General features: G+C 68.3%; 13 protein-coding genes. 5 read left to right on the top strand and 8 right to left on the bottom strand.

All coding sequences use genetic code 11. The features are described 5' to 3' along the window. Positions 1–27 precede the first annotated feature (27 nt). A complete protein-coding gene (locus BMZ25_RS17710; RefSeq protein ID WP_092695982.1) occupies positions 28–1,365 on the top strand; it encodes an alanine/glycine:cation symporter family protein in 1,338 nt (445 codons plus the stop codon). Between the two features lie 148 nt (positions 1,366–1,513). Continuing rightward, positions 1,514–4,033: a cation:proton antiporter gene (locus BMZ25_RS17715; protein ID WP_092695983.1), complete on the top strand. Its 2,520-nt coding sequence runs from the start codon at positions 1,514–1,516 to the stop codon at positions 4,031–4,033. Positions 4,034–4,132: 99 nt separating this feature from the next. On the opposite strand, the gene BMZ25_RS17720 is transcribed toward BMZ25_RS17715, so the two are convergent. The 3 genes from BMZ25_RS17720 to BMZ25_RS17730 all read right to left on the bottom strand — a co-directional run bounded on the left by BMZ25_RS17720 (position 4,133) and on the right by BMZ25_RS17730 (position 7,199). After that, the gene (locus BMZ25_RS17720; RefSeq protein ID WP_092695984.1) at positions 4,133–5,674 is read right to left on the bottom strand and encodes a tripartite tricarboxylate transporter permease; all 1,542 of its coding nucleotides are present in this window, start codon (positions 5,672–5,674) and stop codon (positions 4,133–4,135) included. A gap of 10 nt (positions 5,675–5,684) precedes the next feature. Continuing rightward, a complete protein-coding gene (locus BMZ25_RS17725; protein WP_328586870.1) occupies positions 5,685–6,119 on the bottom strand; it encodes a tripartite tricarboxylate transporter TctB family protein in 435 nt (144 codons plus the stop codon). Between the two features lie 93 nt (positions 6,120–6,212). Then, on the bottom strand, positions 6,213–7,199 hold the full coding sequence (locus BMZ25_RS17730) for a Bug family tripartite tricarboxylate transporter substrate binding protein (RefSeq protein ID WP_092695985.1): 987 nt from the start codon (positions 7,197–7,199) through the stop codon (positions 6,213–6,215). Positions 7,200–7,346: 147 nt separating this feature from the next. Between BMZ25_RS17730 and BMZ25_RS17735 the strand changes: the two genes are divergently transcribed. Genes BMZ25_RS17735 through BMZ25_RS17745 form a run of 3 tightly spaced genes read left to right on the top strand, consistent with a single transcriptional unit; the run spans position 7,347 to position 10,466 of the window. Further along, a complete protein-coding gene (locus tag BMZ25_RS17735; RefSeq protein ID WP_092695986.1) occupies positions 7,347–8,024 on the top strand; it encodes a response regulator transcription factor in 678 nt (225 codons plus the stop codon). Further along, positions 8,017–9,396 carry a sensor histidine kinase gene (locus BMZ25_RS17740; protein ID WP_092695987.1) on the top strand — a complete coding sequence of 460 codons (1,380 nt, stop codon included), beginning with the start codon at positions 8,017–8,019 and terminating at the stop codon, positions 9,394–9,396. Before BMZ25_RS17735 ends, BMZ25_RS17740 begins: the two co-directional genes overlap by 8 nt. Further along, positions 9,393–10,466 carry an ABC transporter substrate-binding protein gene (locus BMZ25_RS17745; protein ID WP_218142568.1) on the top strand — a complete coding sequence of 358 codons (1,074 nt, stop codon included), beginning with the start codon at positions 9,393–9,395 and terminating at the stop codon, positions 10,464–10,466. The genes BMZ25_RS17740 and BMZ25_RS17745 overlap by 4 nt, the downstream gene beginning before the upstream one ends. Before the next feature lie 38 nt (positions 10,467–10,504). Here the strand turns inward: BMZ25_RS17745 and BMZ25_RS17750 are convergent, their stop codons facing one another. From BMZ25_RS17750 to BMZ25_RS17770, 5 genes are all read right to left on the bottom strand, one after another. After that, the gene (locus tag BMZ25_RS17750) at positions 10,505–12,484 is read right to left on the bottom strand and encodes a Na+/H+ antiporter NhaC family protein (protein WP_092695988.1); all 1,980 of its coding nucleotides are present in this window, start codon (positions 12,482–12,484) and stop codon (positions 10,505–10,507) included. Positions 12,485–12,771: 287 nt separating this feature from the next. Continuing rightward, positions 12,772–13,677, bottom strand: coding sequence for an alpha/beta fold hydrolase (locus BMZ25_RS17755; RefSeq protein WP_092696019.1), 906 nt, complete (start codon positions 13,675–13,677; stop codon positions 12,772–12,774). Between the two features lie 86 nt (positions 13,678–13,763). Further along, positions 13,764–15,068, bottom strand: a complete 1,305-nt coding sequence (locus BMZ25_RS17760; RefSeq protein WP_092695989.1) for a replication-associated recombination protein A — start codon at positions 15,066–15,068, stop codon at positions 13,764–13,766. 96 nt (positions 15,069–15,164) lie between these two features. Continuing rightward, complete coding sequence (locus tag BMZ25_RS17765; RefSeq protein ID WP_092695990.1) at positions 15,165–16,262, bottom strand: ATP-binding protein; 1,098 nt, start codon at positions 16,260–16,262, stop codon at positions 15,165–15,167. 186 nt (positions 16,263–16,448) lie between these two features. Then, on the bottom strand, positions 16,449–17,396 hold the full coding sequence (locus BMZ25_RS17770; RefSeq protein WP_092695991.1) for a YihY/virulence factor BrkB family protein: 948 nt from the start codon (positions 17,394–17,396) through the stop codon (positions 16,449–16,451). Positions 17,397–17,605 lie beyond the last annotated feature (209 nt).

The following is a 17,605-nucleotide window of genomic DNA, read 5'->3' on the forward strand; positions in this document are numbered from 1 at the left end:
CCCGAGTTCAGATACGGGAGGAGCTTCATGGAAGATATTCTGAGTGCGATCAGCGGCTTTGTCTGGGGGGCCCCGTTGCTGATCCTGCTTCTGGGGACCGGCATCTACCTGACGGTCGGCCTGCGCGCCCTGCCCGTCCGCAGGCTGGGATACGGCGTGCGGATGATGTGGGGCGGCCGGCGCCCCGGCGAAGGCGCCGAGGGCGAGATCACGCCGTTCCAGGCGCTGATGACCTCTCTGTCCGCCACGATCGGGACCGGCAACATCGCCGGCGTCGCCACCGCCATCTATCTCGGCGGGCCGGGTGCGGTGTTCTGGATGTGGCTGACGGCGCTTGTCGGGATGGCCACGAAATACGCCGAGGCCGTGCTGGCCGTCACCTACCGCGAAACCGACAGCGACGGCCGGTATGTCGGCGGTCCGATGTACTATATCCGCAACGGGCTGGGCAGCTCGTGGGCGTGGCTCGGGGCGACCTTCGCCTTCTTCGCCATGATCGCCGCCTTCGGGATCGGCAACACCGTGCAGTCGAACTCGGTCGCGCAGGCGCTGGAGGGCAGCTTCGGCCTGCCGACGCTGGTCACCGGCCTTGTCCTGGCGCTTCTGACCTTTGCCGTCATCGTCGGCGGCGTGCGCCGGATCGGCGCCGTGGCAGAGCGGCTGGTGCCGCTGATGGCGGCGCTCTACATCCTGGGCGCTCTCGTGATCCTGCTGGTCAACATCGCTGACGTTCCGGCGGCCTTCGCCACGATCTTCGGAGACGCCTTCACCGGGACCGCGGCGACGGGCGGCTTCGCCGGCGCCGGGCTTCTGGCCGCGATCCGCTTCGGCGTCGCGCGCGGCGTGTTCTCGAACGAGGCCGGGCTGGGCAGCGCGCCCATCGCCCACGCCGCGGCGCAGACCCGCGATCCCGTCCGGCAGGGCACCGTGGCCATGCTGGGCACCTTCATCGACACGATCGTCGTCTGCACGATGACCGCGCTCGTCATCATCACCACGGGGGCCTGGACCAGCGGCGAGACCGGCGCCGAGCTGTCGGCCTTGGCGTTCGAAAACGGTCTGCCCGGTGGCGACCTGATCGTGACGCTCGGCCTCGTGGTCTTTGCCGTCACCACCATCCTGGGGTGGAGCTACTATGGTGAGCGGGCCGCGGAGTACCTGTTCGGCACCCGAATCATCATGCCCTTCCGCCTTCTGTGGGTGGTGGCGCTGGTGGTCGGCGCCATCGGCAACCTCGGCATCATCTGGCTTGTCGCGGACATCATGAACGCCCTGATGGCGCTGCCGAACCTGATCGCGCTCATCGCGCTCAGCGGCACGGTCTTTGCCGTCAGCCGCCGCTACTTCGAGACTGCGGACGACTGAGCCGTCAGGCCGGCCCCGTTCCGGGGCCGGCCATTTCCCGCGCACCGCGCACCACGGTGCGGCGCGGCCGATCACCTTCCGGCGAACTTGTCCCGGTGCGCCCCTGCGCGCCCTTCCGCAACGTACGCCGACCCTCTATCCCCCTGATATGGACATCGTTCTCATCACAACGGTCGTGGCCTCGCTGTTCCTCGTGATCGGCCTGGCCGAGCCGCTGGCCGGGCGGGTAAAGCTGCCCTACAGCGTGATCCTCGCGATCATCGGGATACTGATCGGCATCGGGGCGAGCTTCTTCCTGGCGACCGAACTGACCGACGCGCTGAACCCGGTCGCCGGGGCGATCCTGAACCTGCCGATCCGCGCCAACGTCTTCCTGTATGTCTTCCTGCCGACGCTGCTGTTCCAGACGACGCTCGGCGTGAACATCCGGCGCATGATCGACGACTGGGTGCCGATCCTGGTGCTGGCCGTCATCGCCGTGCTGGTCTCGACCCTCGCGATCGGCAGCGCCCTGGGCGCGACCAGCGCGCTTCCCCTCGCCGCCTGCCTTCTGATCGGCGCGATCGTCTCGACCACCGACCCCTCGGCCGTCGTCGGCATCTTCCGCTCGATCTCGGCTCCGCGGCGCCTGGCGCGCATCATCGAGGGCGAGAGCCTGCTGAACGATGCCGCCGCCATCGCGCTGTTCGGCCTGTTCCTCGGCTATGTCAGCCGCGGCGTGCCCGATCCGGGGCTCGAGGACGCGATCTTCCGCTTCCCGGTGCTGGTGGCCGGGGGTGTGCTGGTCGGCTGGGCCTGCGGGCGCGTCGCGCTCGCGCTGATGATCCTCTGCCGCCGCTACGAGCTTGCGCAGATGTCGCTGTCGGTCGCGCTGCCCTACCTGGCCTATATCGGCGCCGAACAGCTGGCTGGCGTCTCCGGCGTCATCGCGGTCGTTGCGGCGGGCCTGACGCTGAACCTCGCCGGGCCGGGGCGGCTGTCGCCGTCGAGCTGGACCAACCTGCGCGAGGTCTGGGACCTGCTCGCGCACTGGGCCGGAGCGCTGATCTTCGTGCTCGCCGCTCTGCTGATCCCCCGCCTGCTCGAAGAGGTCCGGCCCAGCGACCTGATGCTGATCACCGTGGTGGTCGTCACCGCGACCGCCGCCCGCGCGGTGATGCTGTTCGGGTTGCTGCCGCTGTTGTCCATGCTGCGGCTCTCGCCCGTGGTGGAGCGCCCCTACCGTACCGCGATCCTCTGGGGCGGGCTGCGCGGCGCGGTGACGCTCGCGCTGGCGCTGGCCGTCACCGAAAGCACGCGGGTGCCGATCGAGGTGAAGCGCCTCGTCGGCATCCTCGCCACCGGGTTTACGCTCTTCACCCTCATCGTGCAGGGCACGACGCTGCGGTGGGTGATCCAGAGGCTCGGCCTGTCCAAGCTGTCGCCGCTCGACGACGCGCTGTCGAAACAGGTGGTCGCCGTGTCGCTGCAGACGGTCCGCGAAGAGGTCGCCGAGGCGACCGAGGATTACCACCTCTCGCGTGAGGTCGTCCGGTCCGAGGCCAAGCGTTTCGGCGAGCGGCTCGACATGGCGGTGAAGGCGGCCGAGGACGCGACCGAGATCCTCGACCGGGACCGAGTCACGCTGGGCCTGCTGGCCCTGGCCGGCGCCGAGCGCGACGTCATCCTCGAACGTATCCGCGAGCGCGTGATCTCGTCGCGCCAGTCCGACCGGGTGCTGGCCGAGGCGGACCGGCTGATCGAGGCGACACGCTCCAACGGGCGGCTCGGCTATCAACGGGCCGCGCGCAACTCGGTGGACTATACCGGCAGTTTCCGGCTGGCGGTGATCCTGCACCGCCGCCTTCGCCTGTCGTTTCCGCTGGCGCAGATGACAGCCGACCGGTTCGAGCGGCTGCTGTCGCACAGGCTGGTGCTGCAGGATCTCGAGGGCTTCATCGAACGGCGCATCCGCCGCATCCACGGACGTCGCGTGGCCGAGCTGCTGACCGAGCTTCTCACCCGGCGCAAGGAGATGGTCGAGACCGCGCTCGACGGGCTGCGGCTGCAATATCCGGGCTACGCCGAAGAGCTCGAGAGGCGCCTGATCCGACGCACGGCCCTGCGCCTGGAAGAGCGCGAATACGAGGCGATGCGCGAGGATGGGCTGATCGGGGCCGAGCTTCACACCGCGCTGCTGCAGGCACTGGCAAAACGGCGCGCGCAGGTCGAACGGCGCCCGCATCTCGACGTGGCGATGCAACGGGTCGACATGGTCAAGCAGTTCCCGCTGTTCGAGGATCTGGACGACAGCGAGCTTCGCCAGCTGAGCCGCGCCCTCGTCACCCGCTACGTCAATGCAGGCGAGCGGGTCCTGGCGCGCGACGGCCAGGCGGAGGGCGTCTACTTCATCGCCTCGGGCGCGGTCGAACTGAACGCCGCCGGCCAGAGCTGGCGGCTGGGACGGGGCGAGATGTTCGGCCAGATGGCGCTGTTGCTGAGGCGCCCGCGGCGGGCCGAGGTGACGGCCATCGCGCCCTCGACGCTGCTGTTGCTGGATGCCGAGAGCTTCCGCGCCCTCCTGCGGAAAAGCGAGCGGCTCCAGCGGGCCTTGCAGGACAGCGCCGCCAAGCGCGGCATCGCGCCAGAGCGGCTCGGGTTCGGAGAGGCGCAGCGCGAGGTCGGCTGAATGGCGGGCCGCGCGGGCGATCGCAAGAAAAACGCGCGCTTCACCAGAAGCGCGCGTTTGTCGTTCACGGACATGGCCGGACGGTGCCCGGCCGCAGGATCAGTCGCTGAGCGGCCCTTCTTCCTCGGCCTGCTTCATCTTCTTCTTCACGCGCTTGCCAAGGAAGATCGGCAGCACGAAGCCCACGATCGCGATGGTCCAGAGCGTGATCGCCAGCCAGCTGTCGAACAGCGCGGTCCACTCGCCGTTCGAGATCGTCATCGCGCGGCGCAGGTTCACCTCCATCTCGTTGCCCAGCAGGATGCCGAGGATGATCGGCACCAGCGGCACGTCGAGCTTGCGCAAGACCCAGCCCAGGGCCCCGAACCCGACCATCATCGACAACTCGAACGTCGAACCGGTGATCGAGTAGATGCCGATGAAGGCGATCATCGCGACGATCGGCATCAGGATGTGCGTCGGCACCAGCAGCACCCGCGTGAACAGTCCCACCATCGGGATGTTCAGCGCCAGCAGCATGAAGTTCCCGATGAAGAGCGCCGCGATCAGCCCCCAGACGACATCGGGGTTGTTCTGGAACAAGAGCGGTCCGGGCTGGATGTTCAGCGTCAGCAGCACCGCCAGCAGCACGGCGGTCGTGCCCGATCCGGGCACGCCGAGCGCCAGCATCGGCACCAGCGCGCCGCCGGACGCGGCGTTGTTGCCCGCCTCGGGTGCGGCCACGCCGCGCGGATCGCCCTTGCCGAACGTCTCGGAGCGCGGGTCCGACACCTGCTTTTCCACCGAATAGGCCAGGAACGAGCCCAGCGAGGCCCCCGCACCGGGCAGGACGCCCGAGATGAAGCCCAGCACCGTCGACCGGATCATCGTCGGTGTGCAGTAGCGCAGCAGCTTGAACGACGGCGTCACCCGCCCGATCTTCATCTTGCCCGAGTCCTTGCCGCCCTCGTGCGAGCCGCGGTTCTCGAGAAAGACGAACACCTCGGACAGCGCGAAGAGCCCGACGATGGCGATCAGGAAGTCGATCCCGTCATAGAGATGCACCTCGCCGAAGGTGAACCGCTGAACGCCGGTCTGGGTGTCGACACCGATCATCGCGATGGCGATGCCGAGTGCCGCGGCGAAGGCGGATTTCGCCTGGTTGCTGGCGGCGATGCCGCCCAGCGTCGCGAAGGCCAGGGTATAGAGTACGAAATACTCGCCCGGCCCGAACAGAAGCGCGATCTGCACCAGGAGCGGCGCCAGGAACACGAGCCCCCAGGTGGCGAAGAACGCCCCCACGAACGAGGCGACCCCCGACAGCGCCAGCGCCTCGCCCGCCCGGCCGGCCTGCGCCATCGGGTAGCCGTCGAGACAGGTCATCATCGCCGGCTCGTCGCCGGGGATGTTCAGCAAGATCGACGAGATGCGCCCGCCGTACATCGCGCCGTAATAGACCGACGTCAGCAGGATGAGCGCCGCCACCGCGTCGAGCCCGAGCGTGAAGGCGAGCGGGATCAGGATGGCGACGCCGTTGGCGGGGCCGAGGCCCGGCAGCGCCCCCATCATCGTGCCCAGAAAGCACCCGGCCAGCGCCAGCAGCAGGTTCTGCCAGCTCAGCGCGACGGCGAAGCCGTCGTAGAGTTGAACGAAGGTGTCCATGATGCGTGCCTCAGAATCCCAGGGGGCCGTCGGCGAGCGACAGGCCGAAAAGCAGCTCGAAGATCACGAAAAGCCCGATCGACGTGCCGATGCCATTAAGGATCGACGCCATCGGTCCCGCGCCGAGCCGCCAGGTGAGATAGGCGGTGATGATGATCGTCGAGAAGACGAAGCCGAACACCGGCAGAACCTGTGCGTAGGCGAACATCACCAGCAGCGCGAAGCCGAGCTCGGCCAGCCGGTTGAGCGCGGGCCACTGCGGGTCGGGATCGGGCTTGAGGACGAAATAGAGCGACGAAATCGCGAGCACGATGGCGAGGATGATCGGGAAACCGTCCGGTCCGATCGCGTCGGACGAGAACGGCTCGGGAATGATCGTCGCCGCCCAGGCGTAGAACGCCGCGAGCGCGAGCCCGACGCCGCCGAGGACACGGTCACTCATCATGGGAGTGCCTCCCTTCCATTTCCTGTGGGGTTCGGGACTGGCGGAACCCCGCCCGCACCGGATGCGCGGGCGGGGCCGTCCCGTGAGTGGCCGTTACTGCACGAGGCCGATGTCGCGCGAGATCTGCTCGATGTCGCTGACCGAGCCGGCGACGAACTCGGCGAATTCCTCGCCGTGCATGTCGAGATCGGCGAGGCCGTTGTTCTCCATGACCTCTTTCCACGCGTCGCTGGCGTACATCGTGTCCAGCTGGCTCACCCACCAATCGTAGGCTTCGTCGCTCATGTCGCCGGGGGCGTAGAAGCCGCGCCAGTTGGCGCCGACCACGTCATAACCCTGCTCGGCCGCGGTCGGGAACTCGGAGAATTCGCCATCGAGCCGCTCGGGCGCCAGCACCGCGAGGATGCGCAGATCGCCGGATTCGACGAAGCCCATCCCCTCGGACAGATCGCCCGTATAGGCCTGAAGCGACCCGGCGAGCAGCTGGCTGATGGCCTCGCCGCCGCCGGCGAAGGCGATGTACTTGATGGCGCGCAGGTCCTCGATTCCGGCCTCCTGGGCGGTCATCAGCACCTTGAGGTGGTCCCAGCCGCCGGTGGCCGAGCCGCCGCCGATGGAGATCTGACGCGGATCCTCGGCAAGCGCGGTCATCAGGTCCTCGAGCGACTCGTACTCGGAATCGGGGCGCACGCCGATCACGCCGTAATCGGCGCCGATCGTGCCCAGCCAGCGCACCTGGTCCATGGTGTTGCCGGGGAAGGCCCCCTGCGCCAGGCGCGTCGCCGTCGCGGTCGAGGCGGCGACGATCAGGTCGTCCTCGTCGTTGCGCTTGTTGACGACCTCGGCATAGGCGACGCCGCCGCCACCGCCGGACAGGTTCTGCACCCGCATCGAGCCGTCGATCAGCCCGGTCTCGCGCATCACCCGCGCGACCTGGCGGCAGGTGAAGTCCCAGCCGCCCCCGGCCGCGGCCGGCGCAATGCATTCGGGCTGGTCGGGGGTGAATTCCTGCGCGGACGCGGCGAACGGAAGGCTCGCGGTCATCAGGGCGGCAAGAACGCCGCCTGTCAGCATCTTCATGTCAGTCTCCTCCACGTTTTCAGACGGCCCGGAAGGGCCGCCGACAGCGCAAGCCTAACCGATGTTGCTGTCATCAAGCTGTCACTTATTCAGCCACGCTTTTCACTCCGCCGGACCGGCCATAGACTGCGGCCCAGGGAGGCCCGGATGCGGATACTACTCGTCGAGGATGCGGCCGACGTCGCCGAGACCGTGGCCGCCTATCTGGAGCGCGACGGCTTCGCGTGCGACCTGGCCGGCGGCGAGGCCGAGGCCAACGGATACCTCGACGTGCAATCCTACGATCTCGTCATCCTGGACATCCACCTGCCCGACGGCGACGGTCGCACCCTGCTGCGCGCCATGCGCCGCAGAAGCGACGGCACGCCGGTGCTGATGCTGTCGGCGAACTACTCGGTCGAAACTCGGGTGGGCTCTCTGGACGAGGGCGCCGACGACTACCTGGTCAAGCCCTTCGACCTGCGCGAGCTCAGCGCCCGCGTCCGCGCCCTGACACGCCGCGGGGCAGAGGCCGCGGCGAACGAGATCGCGCTCGGCGATCTGCTGTTCGACCAATCCGCCCGCACCCTGCGCCTGAAAGGAGAGCCTGTCGCGATGACGCGGCGTGAGCTCGCCCTGTTCAACATCCTCTTGCGCAACGCCGACCGCATCGTGTCGAAGGAGCGCCTGTTCGAGGGGCTGTTCTCGTTCGACAAGGCCGATGTCGGGCTGAACGCGATCGAGCTGTACGTGGCGAGGATCCGCAAGAAGCTGGCCGATTCCGCCGTCCAGATCCGCACGCACCGGGGCCTGGGATATTCGCTGGAAGGGCCGGGTCGTGACTGACGCCGCGACGCCGCGCACCACGCTCTCCCTGAAATCGCGGGTCGCCGTGGCCGTCGCCGCGGTCGTGCTGGTGGGTGGCGTGATCGTGCTGGTGGCGGCGCTGGCCTATGGCCGCCACGCGGCGCGCGAGGCCTACGACCGCCTGCTGGTCGGTGCGGCCAGCGACATCGCCGAGTCGATTACCATCCGGGACGGTCAGCCGGTAGTGGACATGCCCGTCTCGGCCTTCGAACTGCTGTCGCTGGCCCGGAAGGACCGGATCGACTATCGCGTGGTCGACAGGGACGGCCGCACGCTTACCGGCAGCGCCGAAGCGCCCCGGCCCGAAACCCGGCGGGACCTCGCGCTTTACGGTGGCACCTTCGGAACCGAACCCGCCCGCTACGCCGCTGTCGTCCGCCGCTTTGCCGAGCGAGGCTATTCCGGGCCTGTCGAGGTCATCGTCGGCCACACCCTGCGCGCGCGGCAGGACCTTGCCCGCGACATCGCGCAGAACGCGCTGGCGGTGCTGGGGCTGGCAGGCGCCGTGATCGCGCTGTTCGCCAGCCTTGCGGTCGCCTCGGCCCTGCGGCCGCTCACCAATATCGGCGACGCCCTCGCCCATCGCGACCCGACCGACCTGACCCCGCTGCGGGAACCCGCCCCGCGCGAGATCGCCGCGCTGCGCGACGCGCTCAACGGCTTCATGCGGCGGCTCGAGCGGCAGCTGACCGCCAACCGTACCCTCATCAGCGACGCGGCCCACCAGCTTCGCACGCCGGTCGCGGCGATCCGGGTTCAGCTGCAGGCCGCCGCCGAGGAACCCGACCCCGAGCGGAAGGCGGCGCTGATCGCGCGGGTACAGAACCGCGCCGGCGCCTTCGGGCACCTGCTGGAGCAACTGCTGAGTCAGGGCATGGTCATCCACCGCGGCGACGCCGTGGCCAAGGAGCCGCTCGACCTGCGCGACGTGGCGCTGGAGATCTACGAACAGAGCGAAACGGCGCTCTTCCCCGAGGGCGCGGAGGTGCGGCTCGACCTGCCGCCGAAGGAGGTGGCCGTCTCGGGCGACATGCTGTCGCTGACGGAGGCGGGAAAGAACCTTCTGGGCAACGCGCTGCGCCATGGCACCGCGCCGGTCGCCCTTGGCGTGCGACGCGTCGGGGGCGAGGCGTGGCTGTGGGTGCGCGACGCAGGCTCCGGCCCCGGCCCGGACATCCTCGACCGGATGGGCGAACGCTTCACCCGCGACAACGCGTCAGCCGGGATCGGCGGGCTGGGGCTGGCCATCGCCAGCTCCGTCGCTGCCAACCACGATGGCCGGCTCGACCGCCACAGCGACGGCGACGGGTTCGAGATCGCGCTGTCCCTGCCGCTGGAGGAGGCGGCGTGATCCGGCGGGCGCTGCTGCATCTGCTGGCCCTTACCTGCGCCATGCCGGCCGCCGGGCAGGAGATCTCGGACCGTCTCGGCCCGGCGGAGGCAGGCCACGAGCTGGTGGTCCGCAGCACGACCGACCTCTCCGTCCTGCGGCCGGTGCTCGAGGACTTCCTTGCAGCGTGGCCCGACGTCGCCATCCGCTACGAGCAATGGCTGTCGAACAACCTCTATCGCCTGACGCTCGAGGATTGCGAGGCGCGCGGCGCCGGGGCAGATCTCGTCATCAGCTCGGCCGTGCACCACATGGTCGAGCTGGTGAACCGGGGCTGCGCCTATACCCATGTCTCGGACCAGACCCTCGCCCTGCCCGACGCGCTTGTGTGGCGTGACGAGCTGTGGGGCGTGACGCGCGAGCCGGCAGTGATGATCTACGACCGCACCCGCGTTCCGGAAGAGGACGTGCCGCGCTCGCGCTTCGACCTGCTGGACCTCCTGCGCGCCTCCGACGGGCCCTATGCGGGCCGGGTCGCGACCTACGACATCGAGGCGTCCGGTCTCGGCTATCTGTTCGCCTACGCGGATTCGCTCGAAGCGACGACCTTCGGCGGCCTGATGGAGGCGTTCGGGCGCTCGGACACCGTCGCCACCTGCTGCTCTGCCGAGATCATGGAGGGCGTCCTGCGCGGCGACTACCTTCTCGCCTACAACATCATCGGCTCCTACGCGCTGCAGCTTGCCGAGGACAATCCCGAGCTGGGGATCGTGGCGCCGTCGGACTATACCCTGATGCTGTCGCGCGGGGCGATGATCCCGCAACATGCCGACTCGCCCCAGCTTGCCGCGACGCTCGTCGACTATCTCCTGTCGGACCCCGGCCGCGCGGCGCTGGCCGAGGCGCACCTGATCACGGATCTCGAGATGCTGATCGCCAACGGCGCCGCGGCGCCCAGCCTGGGCAGTTCGGCCCTGCGCCCGGTTGAGCTGTCGCCGAAGCTGCTGGTCGCCTCGGACCGGCACAAGAAACAACTTTTCCAGGCCCGCTGGCGCGACGCCTTCCCGGCCAACAGCGCCAAGGCCCCCTGAGCCGGGCCGGTGGCTGCCGCCGGCCCGCACGGGGGCCGTCACTCGGCCGGCTGGGGATCTGCTACCTTGTCGGTCTCTGCCCTCTCGGCCATGGGGCGACCGACGATCATCACCACCCCGAACAGCACCGCGATGCCTGCGGGCAGCGTCAGGTACCACGGCACGCCATACCCCGTCGGCACCAGGCCGAGCGCCAGTGCCACCGCGCCCACCGTCAGGGCGTAGGGGATCTGCGTGCGCACGTGGTCGATGTGGTCCGAGCCCGACGCCACCGACGAGATGATCGTGGTGTCCGAGATCGGCGAGCAATGGTCGCCCCAGACACTGCCGGCCAGGATCGTGCCGATCGTCGCGTAAAGGATGTGGCCGTCCTCCTCGATAGACAGGCCCGCGTTCTGCATCAGCGCCCAGATCAGCGGCACCGCCAGCGGCATCAGGATGCCCATCGTGCCCCAACTCGTGCCGACCGCGAACGACACCGCCGCGGACAGGACGAAAAGAAGGGCCGGCAACCACGCCGGCGCGATCGTGTCGCCCAGGATCGAGACCAGGAAGCTTGCAGTGTGCAGGTCCTCGGCGATGGCCGAGAGCGCCCAGGCGAGCGTCAGGATGATCATCACGAACAGCACCGACCGCAGCCCGGCGAACCACGCCGCCATAGTCTCGTTCACCGTCAGGATGCGCTGGCCGATGGACATGGCGGCGGCCAGGATGACCGATACCAGCGCCGCCCAGACCAGCGCCGTGTTGCCGTCGGCGGACCCCATGATCGCGCGGATGCTGTCGCCGTCGCCGGTGACGTAGATCCCGGCGGCGACCATCACGATCAGCAGTCCGATGGGCAGGATGGCGTTGATCGAGCGCTGCGGAACGCCCTCTTTCAGCGTCAGCTCGTCGCCGCCCTCCTCTTCGTCGTCCTCGGTCTGGCCGTCCTTGCGGATGACCTGGCCGGTCTCGAGCGCGCGGCGCTCGGCCTTGGCCATCGGGCCGAAGTCGCGCCCCGTGGCCCCGACCATGATCACCATCGCCAGCGCGAAGATCGGATAGAAGTTGTAGGGCAGCGCGTTCAGGAAAATCGAATAGGCGCTTTCCGAGTGTGAGATCTCGCCCATCGCCTCTTCGATAAGGCCCAGCTGATAGCCGATCCAGGTCGAGATGATGGCGATCGAGGCCAGCGGAGCGGCGGTGGAATCGACGATGTAGGCCAGCTTTTCCCGGCTGATCCGCATCCGGTCGGTCACCGGCCGCATCGTGTTCCCGACGATCAGCGAGTTCGCGTAGGTCGAAAAGAAGATCGCGAAGCCCAGCCCGCAGGATCCCAGCTGCGTGCGGCGCCGCGTCTTTGCCATCGACGCGATCCTTGCGGCAATCGCGTGCGCGCCGCCGTTGCGGTAGATGATGCCGATCATGCCACCCATCATCAGCGTGAAGATAACGATCTGCATATGGCTCTTCGCGCCGTTCGGGGGCACCAGCGCCTCGAGCACGTAGATCTGGATCACGTCCAGCAGCCCGAACCAGATCCCCGAGATCGACAGGCCGTAGGTGAACCACGATCCCAGCGCGATGCCGAGGAACAGGGACGGGATCACCTGCCGCGTCACCAGCGCTGCGCCGATGGCCAGAAGCGCCGGAAGGATCGACAGCCACGCCGGCAGCGTGGTCGACTGACCTTCGGCCAGGGTCTCGTCGCCGCGGCTCAGAACCATCGAGAAATCGCCGCCCTGGCCGACGGTCACGTCGCTGACGGTCGCCTGCAGCGTCACCGCCTCGGAGTCGTCGGGCGGAGAGAACGCGTCGGGCGCGATCTCGTAGCTTTCTCCGGCGACGGTCAGTGTCAGCGGGCCTTCGGGCCGGGCGGCCGCGGTGATCGTCTGGTCGAAGGCGATCCCCGTCAGCACGACGCGCGGCGGCTCGAACGTGATCTGTCGGGGGGCTCGGTCATCCTGTGCCAGCGCAGCCGAAACGGCGATGGACCACAACGATGCGACGAGGATCAGGAGTCGTAGCGGGCGCATGTCATCCTCCGAATTTTCATCGGATGCCCCGCAGTCACACGGCCTCGCGAACTCGTGACAACCTCAGATGACGCTAGGGTGCGTCGGCAACTCGCCAAGGTTGTTGCTGCCGGGAATTATCCATTCGGCTTATGTTTTCGCGCGAGGGCTTGGGGAAGCTCTCGTAAGGTCGCGAAAGAATTGGCGAAATCTTTGTGCTGCGAATTGGTCAAAAAAATCGCCGTTTCCTCCCCTCAACCGCGCCGGCGTTCAGGAAATCGCGGTGAAACGTCCCCATACCGCCGGGATCAGCCACCCCCGCAGTCCCCTGACGGGCGCTGGTCGAGGAAGGACATCGTGGCCTGAGCGATCTGCGCCGCGACGGCGGGATCCAGGTGGAAATGGTGGTCTCCGGCCAGCTCGATCTGCGCGTAGTCGGCGATCAGGGTCTCGGCCAATCCGATCATCTCGGCGACCTTCGGGCGTCGCTGCCTCAGGCCGTCCGTCCCCCAGACGTTCAGCACGGGACACCCGATCGCGCGCAGCACGCTTTCGATGTCCGCCTGCGTCAGCTTGACGGCGGAACTCGCGAACAGCCGCGGATCGCCGCGCATCGTGACGCCGCCGAGCCCCTGCTTCAGCGCGCGGTCCGCGAGCGCCTCCGACGTCGCGCGGGAATTGCCCTGCGCGACCCGGCGCGCGACGTACTCTTCCCGGCTGGCGAATGTGCGCGGCGGGCGGGCCTGCTGCTTGCGCGTCTGCTCGACGAAGGCACGCAGGGTCGACACGAAGCTGCCGGACGCGACGGGTTCGGGCACCAGCGACTCGAGCGCCACGAGGGCGCGGACACGGTCGGGCTGGGCGGCGCCGAACAGCGCCGCGATGTTGGCGCCGCGCGAGTGGCCGAGCAGCACGCAGTCGTCCCAGCCCAGCCGGTCCATCACCCCGGCGAGCTGCGGCAGGTCATCCCAGATGTTGTAGGTCGCGTGGGCGGCGCGATGGGCGCTCAGGCCCTGCCCGCTCAGGTCGAGCGCAACGACCCGGCACCCGGCAAGACGCGGCGCCAGTTCGCGAAAGCTTTCGGCGTGGTCCATCCAGCCGTGCAGCGCCAGCACCGGAGTGCCGTCCTCTGGCCCCCATGCCAGCCCCGCAAGGCGGAGGCCGTCGACCTCCCACGCGCAGGGCTTCGGGTCATTCGTCCGGTCGGTGGTCATCTGCAAGCCGCCCTTCTGTCCGCCTCCGCATCGGGTCATAGCGCAACCGCGCGCCCCGATACCATCGCCCCGCCGGTGCAACCCGCTCAGAACGTGCGGGGTGGCTTGCGGCCCGAAACGGCCTCCCAGTAGGCGTCCGCCCGGCTCTCGAAAGTCGGGCTGGTCCGCGCATCGCTCTGGTAGAAGCGGCCGGCCTCGACGCCCGGCGCATAGTCCTGCTCGACCCAGCCGCGCGGGTCGTCATGGGGCAAGCGGTAGCCCACATGCCCCAGGTCTCGCGCCCCGGCATAGTGGGCGTCGCGCAGATGCAGCGGGACATCGATCGGCGCCTCGTTGGCCACGGCGGCCATCGCGGCCGAGATGCCCCGGCAGGCCGAGGTAGATTTCGGCGCGCGCGCCACGTGAAGCGCGGCGTGCGACAGGATGATCTGCGCCTCGGGATAGCCGATCATCTCGACCGATTGCGCGGCGGCCACGGCGGTCTGCAACGCGGTGTTGTCGGCCAGCCCCACGTCCTCGGACGCGTGGATCATGATCCGGCGGGCGATATAGCGCGGGTCCTCGCCCGCATGGATCAGCCGCGCCAGCCAGTAGAGCGTCGCATCCGGGTCCGAACCGCGCATCGACTTCACGAAGGCCGAGATGACGTCATAGTGCTGATCGCCCGAACGGTCGTGGTTCACGGCGGCGGCCTGGTAGGCATCGGCCAGCATCTCGTCCGTGATCTCGACCGTCCGGCCTTCGCCATGACCGACGGCCAGGCTTTCCAGCGTCATCAGCGCCCGGCGCGCATCCCCGCCCGAGCGTCCGGCCACCATCCGCTTGTGAGCATCCGACAGGCGGACGTCGATCCCGGCGGCCGCGAGGTGGCCCAGCCCGCGGTCGATGACCCGTTCCATGTCCTCGATCGTGAGCGGCTCGAGCTTGAGGATGGTCGACCGCGACACGAGCGCCTTCGGAAGTGCGTGATACGGGTTCTGCGTGGTCGCGCCCATGAAATCCGCGACCCCGTCCTCGCAGATGCTCAGCAGGTCGTCGGCCTGCGTCGCGCTGAAACGGTGCACCTCGTCCACGAAGATCAGGGTCGGACGGCTGCGCGCCTCGTCGGCGATCCGCCGGATCTCCTTCACCCCGGCGCGGGTCGCGTGAAGCGGACAGAAATCCTTGCCCAGCATGTTGCCAACGGCGCGCGCGATGGACGTCTTGCCGATACCGGGCGGCCCGTAGAGCACCGTGCTTCCAAGGCGCCGGGCCGCGATCCGGCGGCGCAGCACCGACTCCGGCGCGACCAGGTGATCCTGCCCGATGACATCGTCGAGCGTGGTCGGCCGCAGCGCTGCGGCCAGCGGCTGATCCCCGTGCGAGGGGGCCGTGTCGAACAGGTCGGTCATCAGGTCTCTCCGGTGCGGGCGCGGGATCGGCACGCTCCTATCACGCCACGCGCGTCGAACCATTTCCGCCGGAAAGGTTTCCGGGATCCGGACACGTCAGGCCGGCAGGACCGCCCCCTCGGCGACAACGGCCGGATCGGGACGGATCGCGCGGGGAAATGAGACCCAGAACGTCGCCCCCTGCCCGGCGGCCGATGCGAACCCGATCTCTCCGCCCATCCGCTCGGTCAGGTCCTTGCTGATGGCAAGGCCCAGACCGCTGCCGCCGGCGCTCCGCGCGTCCGACCCGTCCACCTGCGAAAACCTCTTGAAGATCCGGTCGTGGTGCTCTTCCGCGATGCCGATGCCGGTGTCGGTCACCGACACTTTCACCAGATCCGCCCCCTCCGACACCTCGACGTGAACCGCCGCACCCTTTTCGGAGAACTTCAGCGCGTTGGCGATGAGATTCCCGAGAATTTGCTGAAAGCGATCCTCGTCCACGTGGATATAGGTGTCCACCGAGCCGCCGCGCTGTGCCAGCGTGACGCCATAGGACCCGGCGAGAGCCTGATTCCGCAGGACCGCGTCGCCGACGAGCGCCCGCAGTTGATGGGACCGGCTGTCGAGCGACAGGCGACCCGACGAGAGCTTTTCGAAGTCCAGCAGGTCATCGACCAGCTTCATCAGGCTTTGACAATTCCTCACTGCGATCTCGGTGGCGTTGTCGACGGCGGGCGACAACGTGCCGAGTTCACCGCTCTTGATCAGGGACAGCGGCCCGTAGACGGCCGTGAGCGGCGTCCGCAGCTCGTGGCTCACGGTCGCGATGAACTCCGCCTTCAGGCGTTCGACGCGCTTGCGCTCGGTGATATCGCGGACGACGCTCACGAACACCCGCTTGCCCTCATGGTGCGCCTCGGTCAGCCCGACCTCGATCGGGAAGATCTCGCCGTCGCGCCGCTTCCCTTCCAACTCGGGCCGCATCCCGATCAGCTTGGCCTTGCCGCTGGTCGAATAGTTCCTGAGATAGGTGTCGTGCCACTCGGCATGGGACGCCGGCATGAGGACATTGATCTTCTGGCCGATCATCTCGTCCGCCGTGTATCCGAACATCGTCTCGGCCGACTTGTTGAAAGTCATGATACGGCCGTACTCGTCGATGCAGATGATGCCGTCCGCGACAACGTCGAGAATGGCGCTGTTATACCCCATCACGGCGTCATGTTCCCTTCTGGCAGCCGTTATCGTCACTTGGAACGCTGCGGCCTAAAGAGGCCGGAATTACGGAGAGTCAACAGAGATGAAGCGATACTGGCAGGCCCGAGACAGAACGCCGCACTCCGTCCCTCGCGACACCGCGCGGCTTGAGCGGAGCGTGTACGCCCGATGGACGCCGCTTCACTTCGGCTCGCGCCCGCGCAGGGCCCGCGCGAGGCGGCGGATGCGGATGGCGCGGTTCAGTTCGCCGCCGAAGATCAGGATCAGCGCGGCGAGATACATGAAGTAGAGGGCCGCGATGATACCGGCGAGCCCGGCATAATAGCTGGAATAGGCCGCGTAGCTCGACAGGTAGTAGGAAAAGACCGCGGTCAGCGCGGTCCACGCCGAGACGGTGAAGACGACGCCGGGCCAGATGCTCGAGAACCGGGTGCGGCGGGCCGGCAGGAACACATGCGCCACGAACAGCGCGACCAGCAGGATGACTCCCGCCGCCGGGTAGCGCACAAGGCTGACCTTGACCGAGGACGGATCGAACCCCGGCATTAGCATGTGCAGCCATGACCCGGCCCGCGGCGCCAGCACCAGCAGGTAGCCGACCAGCACAAGCACGAGGCCGGCCAGAACGACTGTCAGGCTCTGCACCGCATAGAGCACGATCGCCGACCGGGTCTCGCGCACGCCGTAGGACCGGTTGAGGCCGACGCGCACACCGTCGACGCCGCCCACTGCGAACCAGATCGTCAGCAGGATACCGATACTGAGAACGCCGCCGCGCTGCACCGACATGACCTGCTGCACCTCAGAGACGATCGGCTCGACCAGGGCGGTCGGCACGATCGCGATCAGGAAATCGGTCAGGTCGTCGGCCATCGACTTGTCGCCGAAGAACGCGGTGAGCGAACTGGTGAAGATCAGGAACGGGAAGATCGCGAGCAACATGCGGAACGCCACGTTGCCCGCCAGCCCGAAGGCGTCGTCGCTCCAGAGCCGCAGCACCGCTTCGCGCAGCACCGCCACGGCGACGCGCCAGCCGGTGCCGGTGAGCAGGTCCTCGGGACGGGAGCTGACGACACCGTGGGTGAGGACCGCGTCGCGCACGGTCTCGTTCCCTGCCCTCGTCTTCATGTCCGTCCCCTGCCCACGACCTTCATCGCCCGTTCGTCTCGTTGCACCGTCGCGGTCCGCCACCGGAACCGACGCAGGTAAATTGAGCCCGCGCGACCGCTCCGCCAAGCCCGTGCCGCGTTGGGCACGCCCGAGACGGGCGAAAGTTCCGGCCGCGCCGGGACTCAGCACGCCCACGCGACGGGACCGGACCACGCAAATAGTCTGCA

The organism is Tranquillimonas rosea (genome assembly GCF_900111315.1).
GTDB lineage: Bacteria > Pseudomonadota > Alphaproteobacteria > Rhodobacterales > Rhodobacteraceae > Tranquillimonas > Tranquillimonas rosea.